We start from the raw sequence: 14,517 nt of genomic DNA on the forward strand, positions 1-14,517 counted from the left end.
AATTCGGTCGATTACGTCGACCCGTTTCTGTTCCGCAACCACCACGGGCCCCAGGTGTACCGGCTTTATAACCAGGGCCTTCCTTTCGGCCCGCACCCGCACTGCGGGTTCAGAACGGTGACGTTCATCCTGTAGGGCGACGTCCTGCACAAAGTACAGCAGCAGCTACGAGAGCGTGGTTGCGGCCGGCGGCGTGCAGTGTGTGACGGCCGGCGCGGGGCTGATTCACGCCGAAGTGCCGTCCGACGAGTTCAAGGAAGCCGTTGGGGGCCTGGAGATTTTGTAGCTCTGGATAAACCTGCCGGCCGAGCATAAGATGGCCGACCCGCACTACACCGGCCTTCAAAATCTTAATATTTAGCTGGTTACGGCCGTCGCCGGCGTTGCCATCCACGCCGTATCGGGCGAGTGGGCAGGCACCGTGGGGAGGCATCGCGTCGCTGATTGACGTGCACCTGGCCTGGCTCGATTTTGCGGCGGGGGCCCGGGTTGTGCTGCCCGTTGCGGCGGTGCGCACCATTTTCTTCTATACCGTGGCCGGCCAGCTGCGCGCCAACGGCACCGAAACCCAGGACCGCCAGCGTGTTGGAATTCAACCACGACGGCGATAAACTGACCGTCGAGGCCTTCACCGACAGCGTGGTGCTGCTCGGCCACGCCCTGCCCCTCAAAGAGCCTAAGGTGGCCTACGGCCCCTTCGTGATGAACACCTAAGCCGAAATCCAGCAAACCTACCAGGACTACCAACTGGGCAAATTCGGTACCTGGAACGGATAGCCGCGCCGCAACCGCAACAAATAAGGCCGCCGGTTCGCAACCCCTGAAATTGGTAAAAAACCAATTTTCTTCTTTACCAGGTGCCGGCCCCGGCACCGTATAGGATTACCGAAGCGGCGCCGGGGCCAGCTACGTGTTGGACACACGGGCCCGGACGGTTAGGCTAAAATGAGGATAGTTTTAAATTTATTTTCGGGCCGGGAAGTGAATTTAGACCAGCAATTATGCTAGAAATATGGTAGTTTATATGAGATGAATGCAAATAGCTATGTACCGCGCAGAAAGCGCTTAAAATGAATTGTGGGCCCAATAAATTCGGTGTTAATTTCATTAAAATCAGCAGCAGTCAACTAATAATGCCTGGCATTTTGCAAAAACAGTTTATGCATAATTTTTAGTTGTACTTCCTTAGCAGTCAATCTTTCATTCGATTTTCTATCATGCCCCATGAAAGCAGTAATCTTAGCGGGCGGCTACGGCACCCGCATTAGCGAAGAGAGTGGCGTGCGCCCAAAACCCATGATTGAGATTGGGGGCAAGCCGATTCTGTGGCACATCATGAAAATTTATGCCCACCACGGCATCACCGAATTTGTGGTGTGCTGCGGCTACAAGGGACACATGATTAAGCAATACTTCGCCGATTACTTCCTGCACAACTGCGACGTTACTTTTCGCATGGACCGCGACGAGATGCAAATCCACCGTACCCACGCCGAGCCTTGGACCGTGACGCTGGTGGATACCGGCCAGGAAACTATGACCGGCGGCCGCCTGCGCCGCGTGCGCGAGTACGTGGGCAACGAAACGTTTTGCCTCACTTACGGCGACGGGGTGAGCGACGTGGACATTCGCGCGTCCATCTGGCACCACCGGGCCGAGGGGGCCCAGGCCACGCTGACAGCCGTGCGCCAGCCGGGCCGCTTCGGCATGTTTAACCTGGCCGAGAACGACGACCGGGTAAGCAACTTTGAAGAGAAACCCGAAGGTGAAGCCACGCCGTGGATCAACGGAGGCTTTTTCGTGCTGGAGCCCAGCGTGTTCGAATATATTGAGGACGACACGACGGTGTGGGAAAAAGCGCCCCTCGAAAGGATGGCCGCCGCTGGGGCCCTCTCGGCCTACCGGCACACGGGCTTCTGGCAGCCCATGGACACGCTGCGCGACAAGAACGTGCTGGAAGACCTGTGGAAAAGTGGCCGGGCGCCGTGGAAAGTGTGGGACATAGCACCAGCCGCTGCTGCTGCCGAAGACGTGAACGTGCCCCTGGCCGGCATCCTGGCCGCCGCTGGCACCCGCCAGGGCCCCCGCGGCCCGGCGCACGAAAAATTCGCACGGATTGACGTACCTATGTAGAGGAAATAATTTCGACTTTATGAGCATTCCTACGCGCATTCTGATTACGGGCAACATGGGCTATGTGGGCCCCGGGGTGGTGCGCCACCTGCGGCACACCTTTCCCGCCGCTGAGCTGATTGGCTACGACGCGGGCTACTTTGCCCACTGCCTCACCGGCCCCCCCCGGCTGCCCGAATCGTATCTCGACCGCCAGGAATTTGGCGATGTGCGGACGCTGCCCGCGGCCTTGCTGGCGGGCGTGAACGCCGTGGTGCACCTGGCTGCCATCTCCAACGACCCGATGGGCCAAACCTACGAGGAGGCCACGCTGGCCGTGAACCACCGCGCCGGCATCCGGCTGGCCGAAATGGCCAAGGCGGCGGGGGTGCGGTCCTTTGTGTTTGCCAGTAGCTGCAGCATCTACGGGGCCGGCGGCGAAGGCGCCAAAACGGAAGATTCGGCCCTGAATCCACTCACGGCCTACGCCCGCTCCAAGGTGCTGAGCGAGCAGGATTTGGCCCCGCTGGCCGGCACGGGCTTCACGGTAACATGCCTGCGCTTCGCCACGGCCTGCGGCTGGAGCGACCGGCTGCGGCTGGACCTGGTGGTGAACGACTTCGTGGCCGGGGCCGTGGCCAGCGGCGACATCAACATCCTCAGCGACGGCACGCCCTGGCGGCCGCTCATCCACGTGCTCGATATGGCCCGCGCCATCGAATGGGCCGTGGCGCGCGAGGCCAGCAACGGCGGCGAATACCTGCGCGTGAACGTAGGCACCGACGTGTGGAACTACCAGGTGCGCGAGCTGGCCGCCGCCGTGGCCGAGGCCCTGCCCGGCACCAGCGTGCACCTGAACGCCGACGCGCCACCCGACAAACGCTCGTACCGCGTCGATTTCAGCTTGTTCCGAGCGTTGGCGCCCGACCACCAGCCCCTGCGCACCCTGGCCGGCACCATTGCCGAACTGCGCGACGGCCTGCGCGCCATGGGCTTCCACGACGCCGAGTTCCGCAATTCGCCCCTGATGCGCCTGCGGGTGCTCGGTGACTTGCGCGCCAGTGGCGCCCTGGGGCCCGACTTAGCCTGGGCCCCCGCCGCTACCGCGCCTGCATTGGCGGAAGCAACGGCCTAAGTATTGAGCTTTTAGCTGATAGCTTTCTTGTTGATGATTAGTTGGTTGCATCCGAATTAATGCGTGATTAATTCAGGCCAGGTATTTAGTATCCTTCCCTGCCAATCCTTCTCCCTCCTTATTGATGATTTTTACCGAAACCAAACTGTCGGGAGCGTTCATTATCGATGTGCAGCGCCTGAGCGACGAGCGCGGGTTTTTTGGCCGTTCGTGGTGCGAAGACGAGTTTGCCGCCCACGGCATTGCCATGCCGCCGGTGCAGGCCAACCTGTCGGCGAATCCCCGCCGCGGCACCCTGCGCGGCATGCATTACCAACTGCCGCCCCACGAAGAAACCAAGCTGGTGCGCTGCACGCGCGGGGCTATTGTCGACGTGATTGTGGACCTGCGCGAGGAATCGCCCACGTACAAGCAATGGATTGCGGTGGAGCTGACGGCGGATAGCTACCGGATGCTGTTCGTGCCCGGGCGGTTTGCCCACGGCTTCCTCACCCTTGAAGACAACACCGACGTGGCCTACCAGGTATCGGCCAAGTACACGCCCGGCGCCGAGCGGGGCCTGCGCTGGAACGACCCCGCCATCGGCATCGAGTGGCCGTTCGCGCCCGTGCTGGTGTCGGCCAAAGACGCGGGGCACCCCGATTTCCAGCCGCTGTCCATCGCGGCTGGCTAAACAATACTTTTTCTCTATAACAGACTTTTGCTCAGCTATTCATGATTATTGTTGACAATGCTTTAGCGGCGCGCGCCCGCGCCGGCCGGCCCATTCGGGTGGCCATGATCGGGGCTGGGTTCATGGCCAAGGGCGTGGCCCGCCAAATTTGCCGCTACGTGCCCGGCATGGAGCTGGTTGCCATTGCCAACCGCACGCTGGCCCACGCCCGGCAGGCCTACGCCGAAACCGACGTGCTCGGCGTGGCCGAAGTGGGCACTGTGGGGGCCCTGGAAGTCTGCATCGAACGGGGCCAGCCCGCTATTACCGACGATGCCCTGCTTGTCTGCCAAGCTGCGGGCATTGATGCCATCATCGAAGTGACTGGGGCCGTGGAGTACGGAGCCCACGCCGTGATGGAGGCCATCCGCCACGGCAAGCACGTGGTGCTGCTCAATGCCGAGCTCGATGGCACGGTGGGGCCCATCCTGAAGGTGTACGCCGACCGCGCCGGCATTATTTACACCGTGGCCGACGGCGACCAGCCCGGCGTGACGCTCAACCTGGCGCGCTTCGTGCAAGGCATCGGCGTGACGCCCGTGCTGTGCGGCAACATCAAGGGCCTGCACGACCCGTACCGCAACCCTACCACCCAGGCGGGCTTTGCCAAGCAGTGGGGCCAAAACCCGAGCATGGTCACGAGCTTCGCCGACGGCAGCAAAATCAGCTTCGAGCAGGCCGTGATTGCCAATGCTTTGGGGATGCGCGTGGCCCGGCGCGGCATGCTGGGGCCCACTGTGGCCCCCGGCACCCCCGTAACCGAAGCCGCCAACTGGTACCCGGCCGAGGAGCTGCTGAGCGGCGGCCCCGGCCTCGTCGACTACGTGGTGGGGGCCAGCCCGGGGCCCGGCGTGTTCGTGCTGGGTACCATCGACGACCCGGTGCAGCGGCACTATCTCAACCTATATAAACTCGGGGCGGGGCCCCTGTACTGCTTCCACACGCCCTACCACTTGTGCCACTTCGAAACGCCTACCTCAGTGGCGCGGGCGGTGCTGTTCCACGATGCGGCGCTGGCCCCCCGGGGCCCCATGTACGTGGAGGTGGTGACGGCCGCCAAAGTGCCGCTGGCTGCCGGCCAGGTGCTCGACGGCATCGGCCACTACCACACCTACGGCCTGGCCGAAAACGCCGACGTAGCCCAGCGCGAAAACCTGCTGCCCCTGGGGGTAGCCGAGGGCTGCACCCTGCGCCGCGACGTGCCCAAAGACTATGTGCTGACCTACGACGACGTAGTGCTGCCCGAGGGCCGGCTCATCGACCAGCTGCGGCGCGAACAAGCGGCGCACTTCCAAACAGCGGCGCAGGCCGTGGTGGCCCAGTGAACGAACCTGACCTACCCGCTGGGGCCCGCGTTTTCGTTGTGTCAGCCTACGACGACGCCGAGCCCATCGGTGCGTTTCGCCAGGCGGCGGCGGCCGACAAGTACAGCCGCCACCGCTTGGCAGACACGGCGGCGGATGCCGACTTGATTCTGTTCGTTGAAAACTCGCATTATCACCACGACCCGTTCTTCAAGCAGCTGCGCAACCACCCACTCGTGCGGCAGTACCCGGACAAGTCGTTCATGTACAACCCACACGATACGCCCTGGCTGGTGCTGCCCGGCCTTTACGCGTGCATGCGGGCCCCATTGCTCGACGCGGCCCGCGTCGCGGCCAATCCGTATCTTGAGAAAGTCAACGAACATATATACTGCGACTTCGGCATCGAGCCACAGTGGTTGTATTCATTCTATGGCAACGTGCAGCTGCCCGTGCGGCGCGAGCTTCCAAGCTTGCAGCATCCCCGGGGAGTGGTAAAATCGTGGGCCACGGGACTGTACCGGAACGACAAACCCCTGGCTCCCCAGCTGGAGTATGCCGACTTGCTGGCCAACAGTAAATTTATCCTTTGCCCGCGCGGTATCGGCCCGTCGTCCATTCGCCTGTTTGAAGCCATGCAAGCGGGGCGGGTGCCCGTCATTATTTCCGACGATTGGGCGCGGCCCCGGGGCCCTGTTTGGGACGAGCTGGCCGTATTCGTGCCGGAAGGGCAAGTCGCCCAGATCCCGCGCATACTGGAGGAAGCCGAAGCCCGATGGCCCGAAATGGCCCGCCGGGCCCGGGCTGCCTGGGAAGAGTTTTTTGCGCCCGAAACCATCTTTCACTACTGCATAGAGCAACTAGTGCTGCTAAAAAGCCCCGGGGGACGCATGAGGTTTCCTTTGCCGCTCTACCACAAAACGCAGTTTGCCAAGTGGTACTTTCGGGTTAAGGTGATCATGCCTGCCAAAAGCCTGGCGGCGAAAATAAGGCCCGCGGGGCCCCTGCCGGGTTTTATACCTCCACCTTGAGCGTGGCGGGCCGGTCGGTTACTTCGAACAGTTCGCCGTGGGGTACGATGGTGATTTGGCCGTATTCCTGGAGGAGCATTTTGTAGGCGTCGGCCACGGGGCGGGGCTTGCGGTCGAGGTCGTAGAGGCCGCAGGCGTTCACGGTGCCGGTTTTGGTGGCCAGGCCTTTGTCCCAGTCAATCTGGTCGATGAGCGAGTACCAGGTAAAGCCCAGCACGGGCACTCCTTCCTTGCGCATCTGCAAGATGTTGACCCACTGCTTCCAGAGCCACGTAGGGCCCTCCTTGGCTTCGAACACGTTAGTTTCGGTGTGCATCACCGGCTTTTTGTAGCGCTGGTAATATTCGCGGGTGATGCTGTACCAGCCCAGCACATCCATGCTGGTGACAATCTCGCCGTTGGGCAGCATGATTCTTTCGTTACGGCCGTAGTAGTCATTGCCCATCACCTGGTACCCGGGGGGCTCGCCGGCCATGAACCAGTCGTACTCGCGGCGGGTCAGACCGTTGTCGTACAGATAGTTGAGTGCTTCGCCTTCCGGGTGGTGGGCATACAGCAAATCCAGCGAGGTAAAGCGCAACAGGTTCTCCAACTGCACGGCCGGGGTATGTTCGGCGCGCAGCTCGTGGGTAAACTCCGCCGACTCGCTTTGCACAATTACGCAGTCGGGGCGCTGCTTGGCAATTTGCTGGGTGCCCATGATGCTGGCCGCCACGCAGTGCTTCAGGGCCGTCACGAAGGCCTTATCCGACTTTAGCTGCTCGTTCCAAACACCGTCCTTGGCGCTCATTTTGGCCGTCACGTAAATCTCGTTCACGGGCGTGTAGTAGCGCACCCACGGGTAGCGCCTAGCTACCTGCTCGCAGTAATCGGCGAAGTGTACCACCAGCTCGGGGTTCTGAAAATTGCCCAGCCAATCGGGTACCCCAAAGTGCATCAGGTCCAGGATGGGCGTGATGCCGAGGCGCTGCATTTCGGCCATCGCCAAGTCGGCAAACTCCCAATCGTACTTGCCGGGGCCCCGTTGAATTTTATAATAGGGCAATCCGTACCGTAATACCTTCAGGCCCATCTCTTTCACTAGGCCCAGGTCTTCCTTGTAGCGGTTATAGTGGTCGCACTCGGCCAGCATATCGCGGCGGGTAGTGCCGTGGTCGATAGTCGGGTAGCTGCACTCGATGCCGGTGGCAAACATGAAGTTGTTAGGCAAGCCCGTGGGCAAGCCGTTGCCGTTGTTGCCTTGGGCCCCGCCGAACTGGTCGCCCTCGTAGTTGCCGTCCCCAAAACGGTCTTTTATATCGGTGAGAAAGGATTTCATGCTGAATCAATTGATAATGAGTAATGAGCAACTAATCCTCCGATGCTACTGACAATTGCTCATTACTCATTGTCAATTGGTCATTGATTTATGCGTCCCGGTGCTGCTCGCGCTCCAGGAATTTATCGGCGGTGCGCAGGCTCAGGGCCATGATGGTGAGCGCCGGGTTTACGCTCAGGGCGCTGGGGAACGTGGAGTTATCGGAGATGTAGAGGTTGGGCACCTCGAAGGCGCGGCCGTCGCGGTCCACCACGGCGTCGTCGCCGCTCAGGCCCATGCGGGCCGTGCCGATGACGTGGGCGTAGCGGTTGAAGGCCCAGATATCGGTGGCCCCGGCGGCTTCCCAGATGTTGCGCATCACCTTTTCGGCGTGGGCGTTCATGCGGTGCTCGTTTTCCTGGGCTGTGAAGTGCAGGCGCGGCTTGGGCAGCTGGCGGGCATCCAGCTCATCGCTCAGCTCCAGGTAGTTGCTGGTGTGGGGCAGGCAGTCGCCGAGGATGTTGATGCCGGCGATGTGGTTGAAGTTGCGCATGTAGTCGCGCAGGGGCTGGCCCCACAGCTTGCGGCCCCGGGCCACCTGGCCCGAAAACGTCACGGGCATCACGCCGATGCTTTGCAGCAGGTAGCCGCCAGCAAAGTCAGCATCCTTGGGCCGGTGGGTGTCCTGCGAAATGAGGCCCCCGGGAATGCCCTTGTTGGGGCGCACTTCGTCGGCAAACGTGCCCCAGACCTGCACACCGGGGTGGGCCATCAGGTTGCGGCCCACCTGGCCGCTGCTGAGGGCCAACTCGTTCATTAGCAGCAGGCGCGGGGTTTCTACCGAGCCGCCGCAGAGGAACAGGTTGCGGCAGGGCTGGCGGTGCTGCTGGCCGTTTTGGGTGTACACCACGGCCGTGATAAGGCCCTGGGCGTTGCGCTCAATCTCGGTCACGAAGCTGTTGGGGCGGATGTCGGCCCCGTACTTCACCGCCAGCGGAATGAACGTCACATCCATGCTGGCCTTGGCGCCGTTCGAGCAGCCGGCCTGGCAGAAGCCGCGGTTGGTGCAGGCCTCGCGCCAGCCCACGCCCTCCTGGTAGTAGCGGGCCGACAGCGCCGCGTTGGGCGCCGGCGAGGTACGGATGCCAATTTTCTCGGCTCCGCGCACCATCAGTTGGGCGGCGCTATTGAGCGGCAGCGGGGCCAGGGCGTAGCCCTTGGGCCGGCTGGGGCCCCAGGGGTAGGGTGAGGGCCCCGAAACGCCCAGAAACTGCTCCACCTCCTCGTAGTACGGGGCGAGGTCGTCGTAGGTCAGGGGCCAGTCCTCGCCCTTGTCAAAGTCGCGCTTGATGTGCAAGTCGTCGGGCAGGGGCCGGGGCGTGTAAGCCGTATAGTGCAGCGTGGAGCCACCCACGCCGGTGCCCGAGTTGTTCTTGCCCATGGCCAGCGGGTCGCCGCCGGCCGAGAGGCGCTCGTCGTTCCAAAACAGGAAGTCCTGGGCCCGCTCGTCGGTGGCAAAGTCCTTCGCGGGGTTGTGCCAGGGGCCGGCTTCCAGGGCCACCACCTTCAGGCCGGCCTGGGCGAGGCGGGCCAGCAGCGGGGCCCCGCCAGCCCCGAGGCCGATGACCACGCAATCCACTTCTTCGAGCGGCGCGGTGGTGGGCTGGGCTTGTTCCTGCGGGATGGCCAGGGCCGGCGCGGTGGTGGGCGCGTCGGCCATCAGTTCGCGCAGCAGCGGGTCCTGAATTGCCGGCTGCACCGGGCTCAGCACACCTTCTTCTAATACTTCTTCGTCGGGCATTGGGGGAATGAGTAAATGAATGAATGGGTGAATGGACGGGGGCAGGCGCTAAGAGCTGGGGCGGTGTTTCGCTCCATCATTCCTTCAGTCCTGCGCTCATTCACTCATTGGTATTTCCCGGTCGTCCTTTTCGTTGAGGCCGATTTTCGTCCAGGCGGGCAGGTCGGCCATGCCCACGTAGCCGATTTCCTCCTGGGCCAGCGGGTGGGCGTAGTAGGTTTCGGTGAGCTCAGCCAGCATTTCTTCGAAAAAGCGGGCGGCGTCCAGCGTTTGCCAGGTGGTACCGGGCGGGGTGCCGCCGGCTACGGCTTGCATCACGTGGTGGCGCTGCTGGGTATCGAGAGTGGGGAAGTCGTTCAGGAACAAGGCCTGCGCCGTTTCCTGGATGCCACCCAGGCCCAGGCGGTAGGCTTCGCGGTCGGGCGGCAGGACGTCGTAGCGCCAGCCGTCGGCGCGGCCCTCGGCCAGGCGCTGATCCACGGACGGGGCCAGCGGAATGGGGTGCTCGGGACGGTCGGGCTGCGGAAACAAGCAGGCGGCCACAGCTTCGAGCAAAGCAAATGTTTCGGGGGCCAGCAGCTGCGGGGCGTAGTCGGCGGGCGCGTCGAGGCGCTGCTGCAAGGCGGCGCGGGTAGCGTCGGATACGTGGGCGGTGGGCAGCAGGGCGCGCACCGTGCCGGCCGGGTAGTGAGGAGCAGACATCAAGGATAGGGGGAAGCGGGCGGTGAAACGGCAGGAGCCAGTGAACTCAACGGCAGACGCCCGTTGCTGGTTGCTGCAAGCCTGCGTTACCGCTCAACCCGCCCGGGGCCCAATCGGTTGGCGCCGGGGCCCAAAAAAAGCAGCCGGCGGGGAGCCGGCTGCTTTCGTCAACAAGGAAAAGCGAGGACGGCTACTTAAACAGGGCCAGCGCCTTGAGGAACGTTTGCGAGACGCCCCAGGCGAGGGGCAGGCCCACGAAGAGCCAGGCAATGACGGCGGAACTACCCGACGAAGTATCGGCGGCGTTGGGGTTAGGGGCTTGCGGGTTCATGGCAAAGAGTGCTAAAAGGTGAAACGGCCGCAACTTAGTGGCCGCCTGCTTCGACGGTGACGGGGCCCTTTTCGTAGTACTGCTCCTTCACGGCCGTCACGGCCAAGTCGGCCAACAGGCCCACTACCAGCAGGCCCGCCATGGTGTAAAATACGTTCTGGTAGGCTGCCGCGCCGGTCAGGCCCTGCGCCTTGGCGCGGTCGTGCAGCTGGTGCACGATGAGCGGCCCCAGCACGCCGGCCGTGCTCCAGGCCGTGAGCAGGCGGCCGTGAATGGCCCCCACCTGGTACTTGCCGAACAGGTCGGACAGGAACGCCGGGGCCGTGGCAAAGCCGCCGCCGTACATGCTGACAATTACGCAGGCCGCAATTACATAGAACGTGAGCTGGAGGTTGTGCCCCAGCGTCGGTACCAGCATGTAGAGCAAAATGCCGAGGCCGAAATAAATGGCGTAGGTGGTTTTGCGGCCCAGCTTATCGGAGGCCGACGACCAGAAGAAGCGCCCCAGCAGATTGAACAGGCTGAGCAGCCCCACGAAGCCCGCAGCGGCGGCGGCCGTTACGCCCTGCCCAATGCCCATTGCTTTGTCCGAAAACGTGTCCTGGATGAGCGGCGAGGCAGTTTCGAGCAGGCCAATGCCAGCCGTTACGTTCGTGAGCAGCACCACCCACAGCAGCCAGAACTGCGGCGTTTTGATGGCATTGTCGGCCGATACGTTGCCCGTCGTCACGAGCGCGCTGTGCTCCATGTTGGGCACGTAGCCGGCCGGGGCCCAGTCATTGGCCGGCACCCGGATGGTCCACACCCCAAACTGCATAAAGATAAAGTAGATGATGCCCAAGGTGATAAAGGTGGGCGCTACGCCCTGCGGGGCCGTTGCTTTGAAGTGCGCCATCAATGCTACCGAGAGCGGGGAGGCAATCATGGCCCCGCCGCCAAAGCCCATGATGGCCATGCCGGTGGCCACGCCCTTGCGGTCGGGAAACCACTTGATGAGGGTGCTGACCGGCGAGATGTAGCCAATGCCCAGCCCAATGCCGCCCACGAAGCCGTAGCCGAAATAAACCAGCCAGATATTGTGCAGGCTGATGCCCAGCGACGCAATCAGGAAGCCGCCGCCGAAGCACAGCGCCGACGCCAGCATGGCCTTGCGGGGCCCCACGCGCTCCAGCCACTTACCAAACAAAGCGGCCGACAAGCCCAGCAGCACAATGGCGATGGAAAACGTGATGCCGATTTGAGTGGGCGTCCAGTCCAGGGCGTCGGGATTGACCGGGTCGCCGCTGATGAGCGAGCCCAACGGCTTGTTGAACACGCTGAAGGCATAGGCCTGCCCAATGGCCAGGTGAATGGCCAGGGCCGCCGGGGGCACTAGCCAACGGTTGTAGCCGGGGCCCGCAATGGTGCGGCTCCGGTCGAGGAGTGAGGTCGAAGTATCGGCCATTAAAAAGGGAAAGAGGGTGGGGAAAAGAAGTAGCCTAGCAAACCGGGCCCCGGGGGCTCGACGGTTCGCAGGAAGAAAGGTAGGTGGGTTTCTGAGCTTTCGGCCCTGCGGGCGCCAGGAAAGTTGCTAATTAGCTATACCTGCGTGGCCCGCCAATGAAAAGCCGGACCGCCCGCCCCGGAGGCAAGCGGTCCGGCCAGGGAGCCCAGTGGCCCCGGGGGCCCTACTCGTCGCTGCTGAGCTTGCCGCCGGTCACGTGCACGAGGCTGCCGGTCATGAACGAGCCGTCGTCCGAAGCCAGCAGCACGTAGGCCGGGGCCAGCTCGTCGGGCTGGCCGGGGCGCTTGAGGGCGACTTCGTGGCCGAATTTCTCAATCTCGTCCAGCGGCATGGTGCCGGGGATGTTGGGCGTCCAGACCGGGCCGGGCACCACGCAGTTCACCCGGATGTTGCGCTCGCCCAGGTACAGGGCCAGCGACTTGGTGAGGGCGTGAATGCCGGCTTTCGAGGCGGCGTAGTCTACCAAAAGCGGGATGCCCGTGATGCCCACGATGCTGCCCGTGTTCACGATGGCGTCGCCCGCTTTGAGGTGCGGAATAGCGGCCTGCGCCATCCAGATGTAGCCCAGGATGTTAGTATCGAACGTGCGGCGGATTTGCTCTTCCGGAATTTCCTCGAACTTCTCCTGCGCCATTTGGTAAGCGGCGTTGTTCACCAGGATGTTCAGCCGGCCGAACTCCTGCACGGTGCGGCGCACGGCCTGCTTGCACTGCTCGGGGTCGCGCACGTCGAGCTGGAGCACCAGGCAGCGGCGCTTTTCGGCCTCCACCATGGCCTGGGTTTGGTGGGCATCCTCCAGGTTTTCGTTGAACACGATGGCCACATGAGCGCCTTCCTTGGCGAAGGCCACGGCCACGGCCCGGCCGATGCCCGAGTCGGCCCCGGTAATGAGGGCAATCTTGTCTTGGAGCTTGCCGGCGGCGCGGTAGGCGCGCAGGTCCGACTGCGGCTGCATTTTCATGTCGGCCTGCTTGCCAGGGTAAGGCAGCTTCTGGGCCGCGGCCTTCATGTCCTTGGCCGTGGGGCGCACGGGAGCGTCGGAGGGCGCGGGCATTTTGGGCTTGGGGGCGTCGGTGGGGCCCTTAGGGGCCGCGGCGGTGGATTTTTGAGGAGGCATGGTGCGGAGGAAGAGTGACCCCCTGCTTTACGCAAAAAAGGTCGTGCCGGCCATGCGGAGCCCCGTTAGGCCGTGGCGTCGGGGTACACGGGTGGGCGCTCAGCCAGGGCTTTACGGGCCCGGTAGCGCCCAAACCACGCGGCCGCGGCCCACATGGCCAGCAGGGGCCCCACGAAGTAAAGCCACAGCGCTGGGGCCAGGCCGGCAGCGGCGGCCGTGCCCGTGGAGCGGGCCGGGTTCAGGCTCATGCCCGAAATGGGGCCCTCGAACACAATAAATACGGCCAGCATCAGCCCCGCCAGCGCCCCCACCCACGCTTTGAGCTGCGCCGAATGCAATGCCCGCAGCAGCAGCAGCATGAACGCCGCCGAAATGCCAGTTTCGGCGAGCAGCGCCCACAGCCAGCCGTAATCACCCTCGATGGGCCGGGTGGTGTTGTAATGAATGGCGGGGTAGCCAAACCATGGTCGCAGCAAGTGAAACATGGCAGAGCCCGCCGCCAGGGCCCCTGCAAACTGAAATGCGACGTACCACACCGCGTCGGCCGTGCGGATGTGGCCAATTTGCCAGAAACCCAGCGTCACGGCCGGGTTGAAGTGGGCCCCCGAGCGCTTGCCCCAGGGCGAGTAGGCCATGGCCATAATCAGCACCGCTATTACCAAGCCCAGCCCAACGCGCTGCCCCATTTCGCTGGGCCCGAAGGTGCGGGCCACCGCGGAATCGGGGTGGTGAAACACGACCGCCGCGGCGCTCGATACAATCAGAAAGGTTGCGGGGCCCGCTGCTTCTACCAGGTAGTAGGGCCAGTGGCAGCGCAGGGCCGAAAGCAATTCGGAGGCAAAACCCACGGGGCAAAAAGCGTTGGTAGACGCTTTCCAACGCAGAAACGCCCGGCGGGTTGGCAATCAGCGGCGAGCGGCGGCGGCGGGGTCGCGGGTGGCGGCGCGCAGCTCGGCGGCGGTGTGGCCGGCCTGCAGGGCCACAAATTCGGCCTGCCAGGCGCGCACGCGCAGCTCGTCGCGGGCGGGCAAGTCGAGGCGCACGCGGGCCAGGGCGGCGTTCACGTCGGCGTACACGGCGCGGGCGTAGTCCCAGTCGCGGTCGGTCCAGGCCTGGTGGCGCGCGCGCGTTTGCCGCAGCAGTTGCTGGTAGGGGCCCCCGATGGTGGCCGGCATCATGGCGTCGAGGTGCTCGGCGTAGGGCCCCAGCAGGTTGGCGGCGAAGATTTTTTTGCGGGCCGGGCTCAGGGGCTCGGCGCGGCGGGCGCGGTTGGCGGCGTCGTAGCGGGCGGCTTGGCGGCCCATGCGGGCCAGGGTTTGGCCGCCCTCGCGGGCCAGCGTGTCGAGCTTGCGCGACTGCTCGTGCACCACAGCTTGGCGCTCGCGCGGGGTCGAGTCGCAGGCCGTCAGCAAGCCGGCCAGGGCCCCCAGCGCCAGCGCGTGAATTGAAATAGAAAAGAACGTTTTCATGT

16 protein-coding genes are annotated in these 14,517 nt (G+C 63.6%); 8 read left to right on the top strand and 8 right to left on the bottom strand.

What is annotated here, in order from left to right; all coding sequences use genetic code 11:
• Positions 1-27: 27 nt before the first annotated feature.
• The 8 genes from DDQ68_RS24450 to DDQ68_RS16840 all read left to right on the top strand — a co-directional run bounded on the left by DDQ68_RS24450 (position 28) and on the right by DDQ68_RS16840 (position 6,294).
• Positions 28-135, top strand: a complete 108-nt coding sequence (locus DDQ68_RS24450) for a cupin domain-containing protein (protein ID WP_342767453.1) — start codon at positions 28-30, stop codon at positions 133-135.
• A gap of 314 nt (positions 136-449) precedes the next feature.
• Positions 450-611, top strand: coding sequence for a cupin domain-containing protein (locus DDQ68_RS24455; protein WP_342767408.1), 162 nt, complete (start codon positions 450-452; stop codon positions 609-611).
• Positions 586-714, top strand: a complete 129-nt coding sequence (locus DDQ68_RS24460) for a pirin-like C-terminal cupin domain-containing protein (protein ID WP_342767409.1) — start codon at positions 586-588, stop codon at positions 712-714. Before DDQ68_RS24455 ends, DDQ68_RS24460 begins: the two co-directional genes overlap by 26 nt.
• Positions 715-1,224: 510 nt before the next feature.
• The gene (gene rfbF / locus DDQ68_RS16820; RefSeq protein ID WP_109657341.1) at positions 1,225-2,133 is read left to right on the top strand and encodes a glucose-1-phosphate cytidylyltransferase; all 909 of its coding nucleotides are present in this window, start codon (positions 1,225-1,227) and stop codon (positions 2,131-2,133) included.
• A gap of 19 nt (positions 2,134-2,152) precedes the next feature.
• Positions 2,153-3,247 (top strand): NAD-dependent epimerase/dehydratase family protein, encoded by a 1,095-nt coding sequence (locus DDQ68_RS16825; RefSeq protein ID WP_109657342.1) that lies wholly within the window; start codon positions 2,153-2,155, stop codon positions 3,245-3,247.
• 124 nt (positions 3,248-3,371) lie between these two features.
• Complete coding sequence (gene rfbC / locus DDQ68_RS16830) at positions 3,372-3,920, top strand: dTDP-4-dehydrorhamnose 3,5-epimerase (RefSeq protein WP_109657343.1); 549 nt, start codon at positions 3,372-3,374, stop codon at positions 3,918-3,920.
• A 41-nt stretch (positions 3,921-3,961) separates the two neighbouring features.
• Positions 3,962-5,284, top strand: a complete 1,323-nt coding sequence (locus DDQ68_RS16835; protein ID WP_109657344.1) for an NAD(P)H-dependent oxidoreductase — start codon at positions 3,962-3,964, stop codon at positions 5,282-5,284.
• A gap of 38 nt (positions 5,285-5,322) precedes the next feature.
• Positions 5,323-6,294, top strand: a complete 972-nt coding sequence (locus DDQ68_RS16840) for an exostosin domain-containing protein (RefSeq protein ID WP_109657345.1) — start codon at positions 5,323-5,325, stop codon at positions 6,292-6,294.
• On the opposite strand, the gene DDQ68_RS16845 is transcribed toward DDQ68_RS16840, so the two are convergent.
• The 8 genes from DDQ68_RS16845 to DDQ68_RS16875 all read right to left on the bottom strand — a co-directional run bounded on the left by DDQ68_RS16845 (position 6,278) and on the right by DDQ68_RS16875 (position 14,515).
• Positions 6,278-7,612 (bottom strand): family 1 glycosylhydrolase, encoded by a 1,335-nt coding sequence (locus DDQ68_RS16845; protein WP_109657346.1) that lies wholly within the window; start codon positions 7,610-7,612, stop codon positions 6,278-6,280. The genes DDQ68_RS16840 and DDQ68_RS16845 overlap by 17 nt on opposite strands.
• 88 nt (positions 7,613-7,700) lie before the next feature.
• Positions 7,701-9,392 carry a GMC family oxidoreductase gene (locus DDQ68_RS16850; protein WP_109657347.1) on the bottom strand — a complete coding sequence of 564 codons (1,692 nt, stop codon included), beginning with the start codon at positions 9,390-9,392 and terminating at the stop codon, positions 7,701-7,703.
• 96 nt (positions 9,393-9,488) lie between these two features.
• Positions 9,489-10,094 (bottom strand): gluconate 2-dehydrogenase subunit 3 family protein, encoded by a 606-nt coding sequence (locus tag DDQ68_RS16855; protein WP_109657348.1) that lies wholly within the window; start codon positions 10,092-10,094, stop codon positions 9,489-9,491.
• A gap of 190 nt (positions 10,095-10,284) precedes the next feature.
• Positions 10,285-10,425 (bottom strand): MFS transporter small subunit, encoded by a 141-nt coding sequence (locus DDQ68_RS23295; protein WP_170121928.1) that lies wholly within the window; start codon positions 10,423-10,425, stop codon positions 10,285-10,287.
• A gap of 34 nt (positions 10,426-10,459) precedes the next feature.
• The gene (locus DDQ68_RS16860) at positions 10,460-11,869 is read right to left on the bottom strand and encodes an L-lactate MFS transporter (RefSeq protein ID WP_109657349.1); all 1,410 of its coding nucleotides are present in this window, start codon (positions 11,867-11,869) and stop codon (positions 10,460-10,462) included.
• A gap of 223 nt (positions 11,870-12,092) precedes the next feature.
• Positions 12,093-12,983, bottom strand: a complete 891-nt coding sequence (locus DDQ68_RS16865) for an SDR family oxidoreductase (RefSeq protein ID WP_109658481.1) — start codon at positions 12,981-12,983, stop codon at positions 12,093-12,095.
• Positions 12,984-13,111: 128 nt separating this feature from the next.
• Complete coding sequence (locus tag DDQ68_RS16870; RefSeq protein ID WP_162550187.1) at positions 13,112-13,894, bottom strand: MIP/aquaporin family protein; 783 nt, start codon at positions 13,892-13,894, stop codon at positions 13,112-13,114.
• A gap of 57 nt (positions 13,895-13,951) precedes the next feature.
• Entirely contained in the window at positions 13,952-14,515 is a 564-nt protein-coding gene (locus tag DDQ68_RS16875; protein WP_109657351.1) for a hypothetical protein, read from the bottom strand.
• Positions 14,516-14,517: the final 2 nt, after the last annotated feature.

The organism is Hymenobacter nivis, from assembly GCF_003149515.1.
Lineage (GTDB): Bacteria > Bacteroidota > Bacteroidia > Cytophagales > Hymenobacteraceae > Hymenobacter > Hymenobacter nivis.

Coding starts and splice junctions, on each gene's coding strand:
- DDQ68_RS16845 (WP_109657346.1), bottom strand. CDS start 7,612: ATGAAATCCTTTCTCACCGATATAAAAGACCGTTTTGGGGACGGCAAC.
- DDQ68_RS16865 (WP_109658481.1), bottom strand. CDS start 12,983: ATGCCCGCGCCCTCCGACGCTCCCGTGCGCCCCACGGCCAAGGACATG.
- DDQ68_RS23295 (WP_170121928.1), bottom strand. CDS start 10,425: ATGAACCCGCAAGCCCCTAACCCCAACGCCGCCGATACTTCGTCGGGT.
- DDQ68_RS16875 (WP_109657351.1), bottom strand. CDS start 14,515: ATGAAAACGTTCTTTTCTATTTCAATTCACGCGCTGGCGCTGGGGGCC.
- rfbC (WP_109657343.1), top strand. CDS start 3,372: ATGATTTTTACCGAAACCAAACTGTCGGGAGCGTTCATTATCGATGTG.
- rfbF (WP_109657341.1), top strand. CDS start 1,225: ATGAAAGCAGTAATCTTAGCGGGCGGCTACGGCACCCGCATTAGCGAA.
- DDQ68_RS16835 (WP_109657344.1), top strand. CDS start 3,962: ATGATTATTGTTGACAATGCTTTAGCGGCGCGCGCCCGCGCCGGCCGG.
- DDQ68_RS16860 (WP_109657349.1), bottom strand. CDS start 11,869: ATGGCCGATACTTCGACCTCACTCCTCGACCGGAGCCGCACCATTGCG.
- DDQ68_RS16825 (WP_109657342.1), top strand. CDS start 2,153: ATGAGCATTCCTACGCGCATTCTGATTACGGGCAACATGGGCTATGTG.
- DDQ68_RS16850 (WP_109657347.1), bottom strand. CDS start 9,392: ATGCCCGACGAAGAAGTATTAGAAGAAGGTGTGCTGAGCCCGGTGCAG.
- DDQ68_RS16855 (WP_109657348.1), bottom strand. CDS start 10,094: ATGTCTGCTCCTCACTACCCGGCCGGCACGGTGCGCGCCCTGCTGCCC.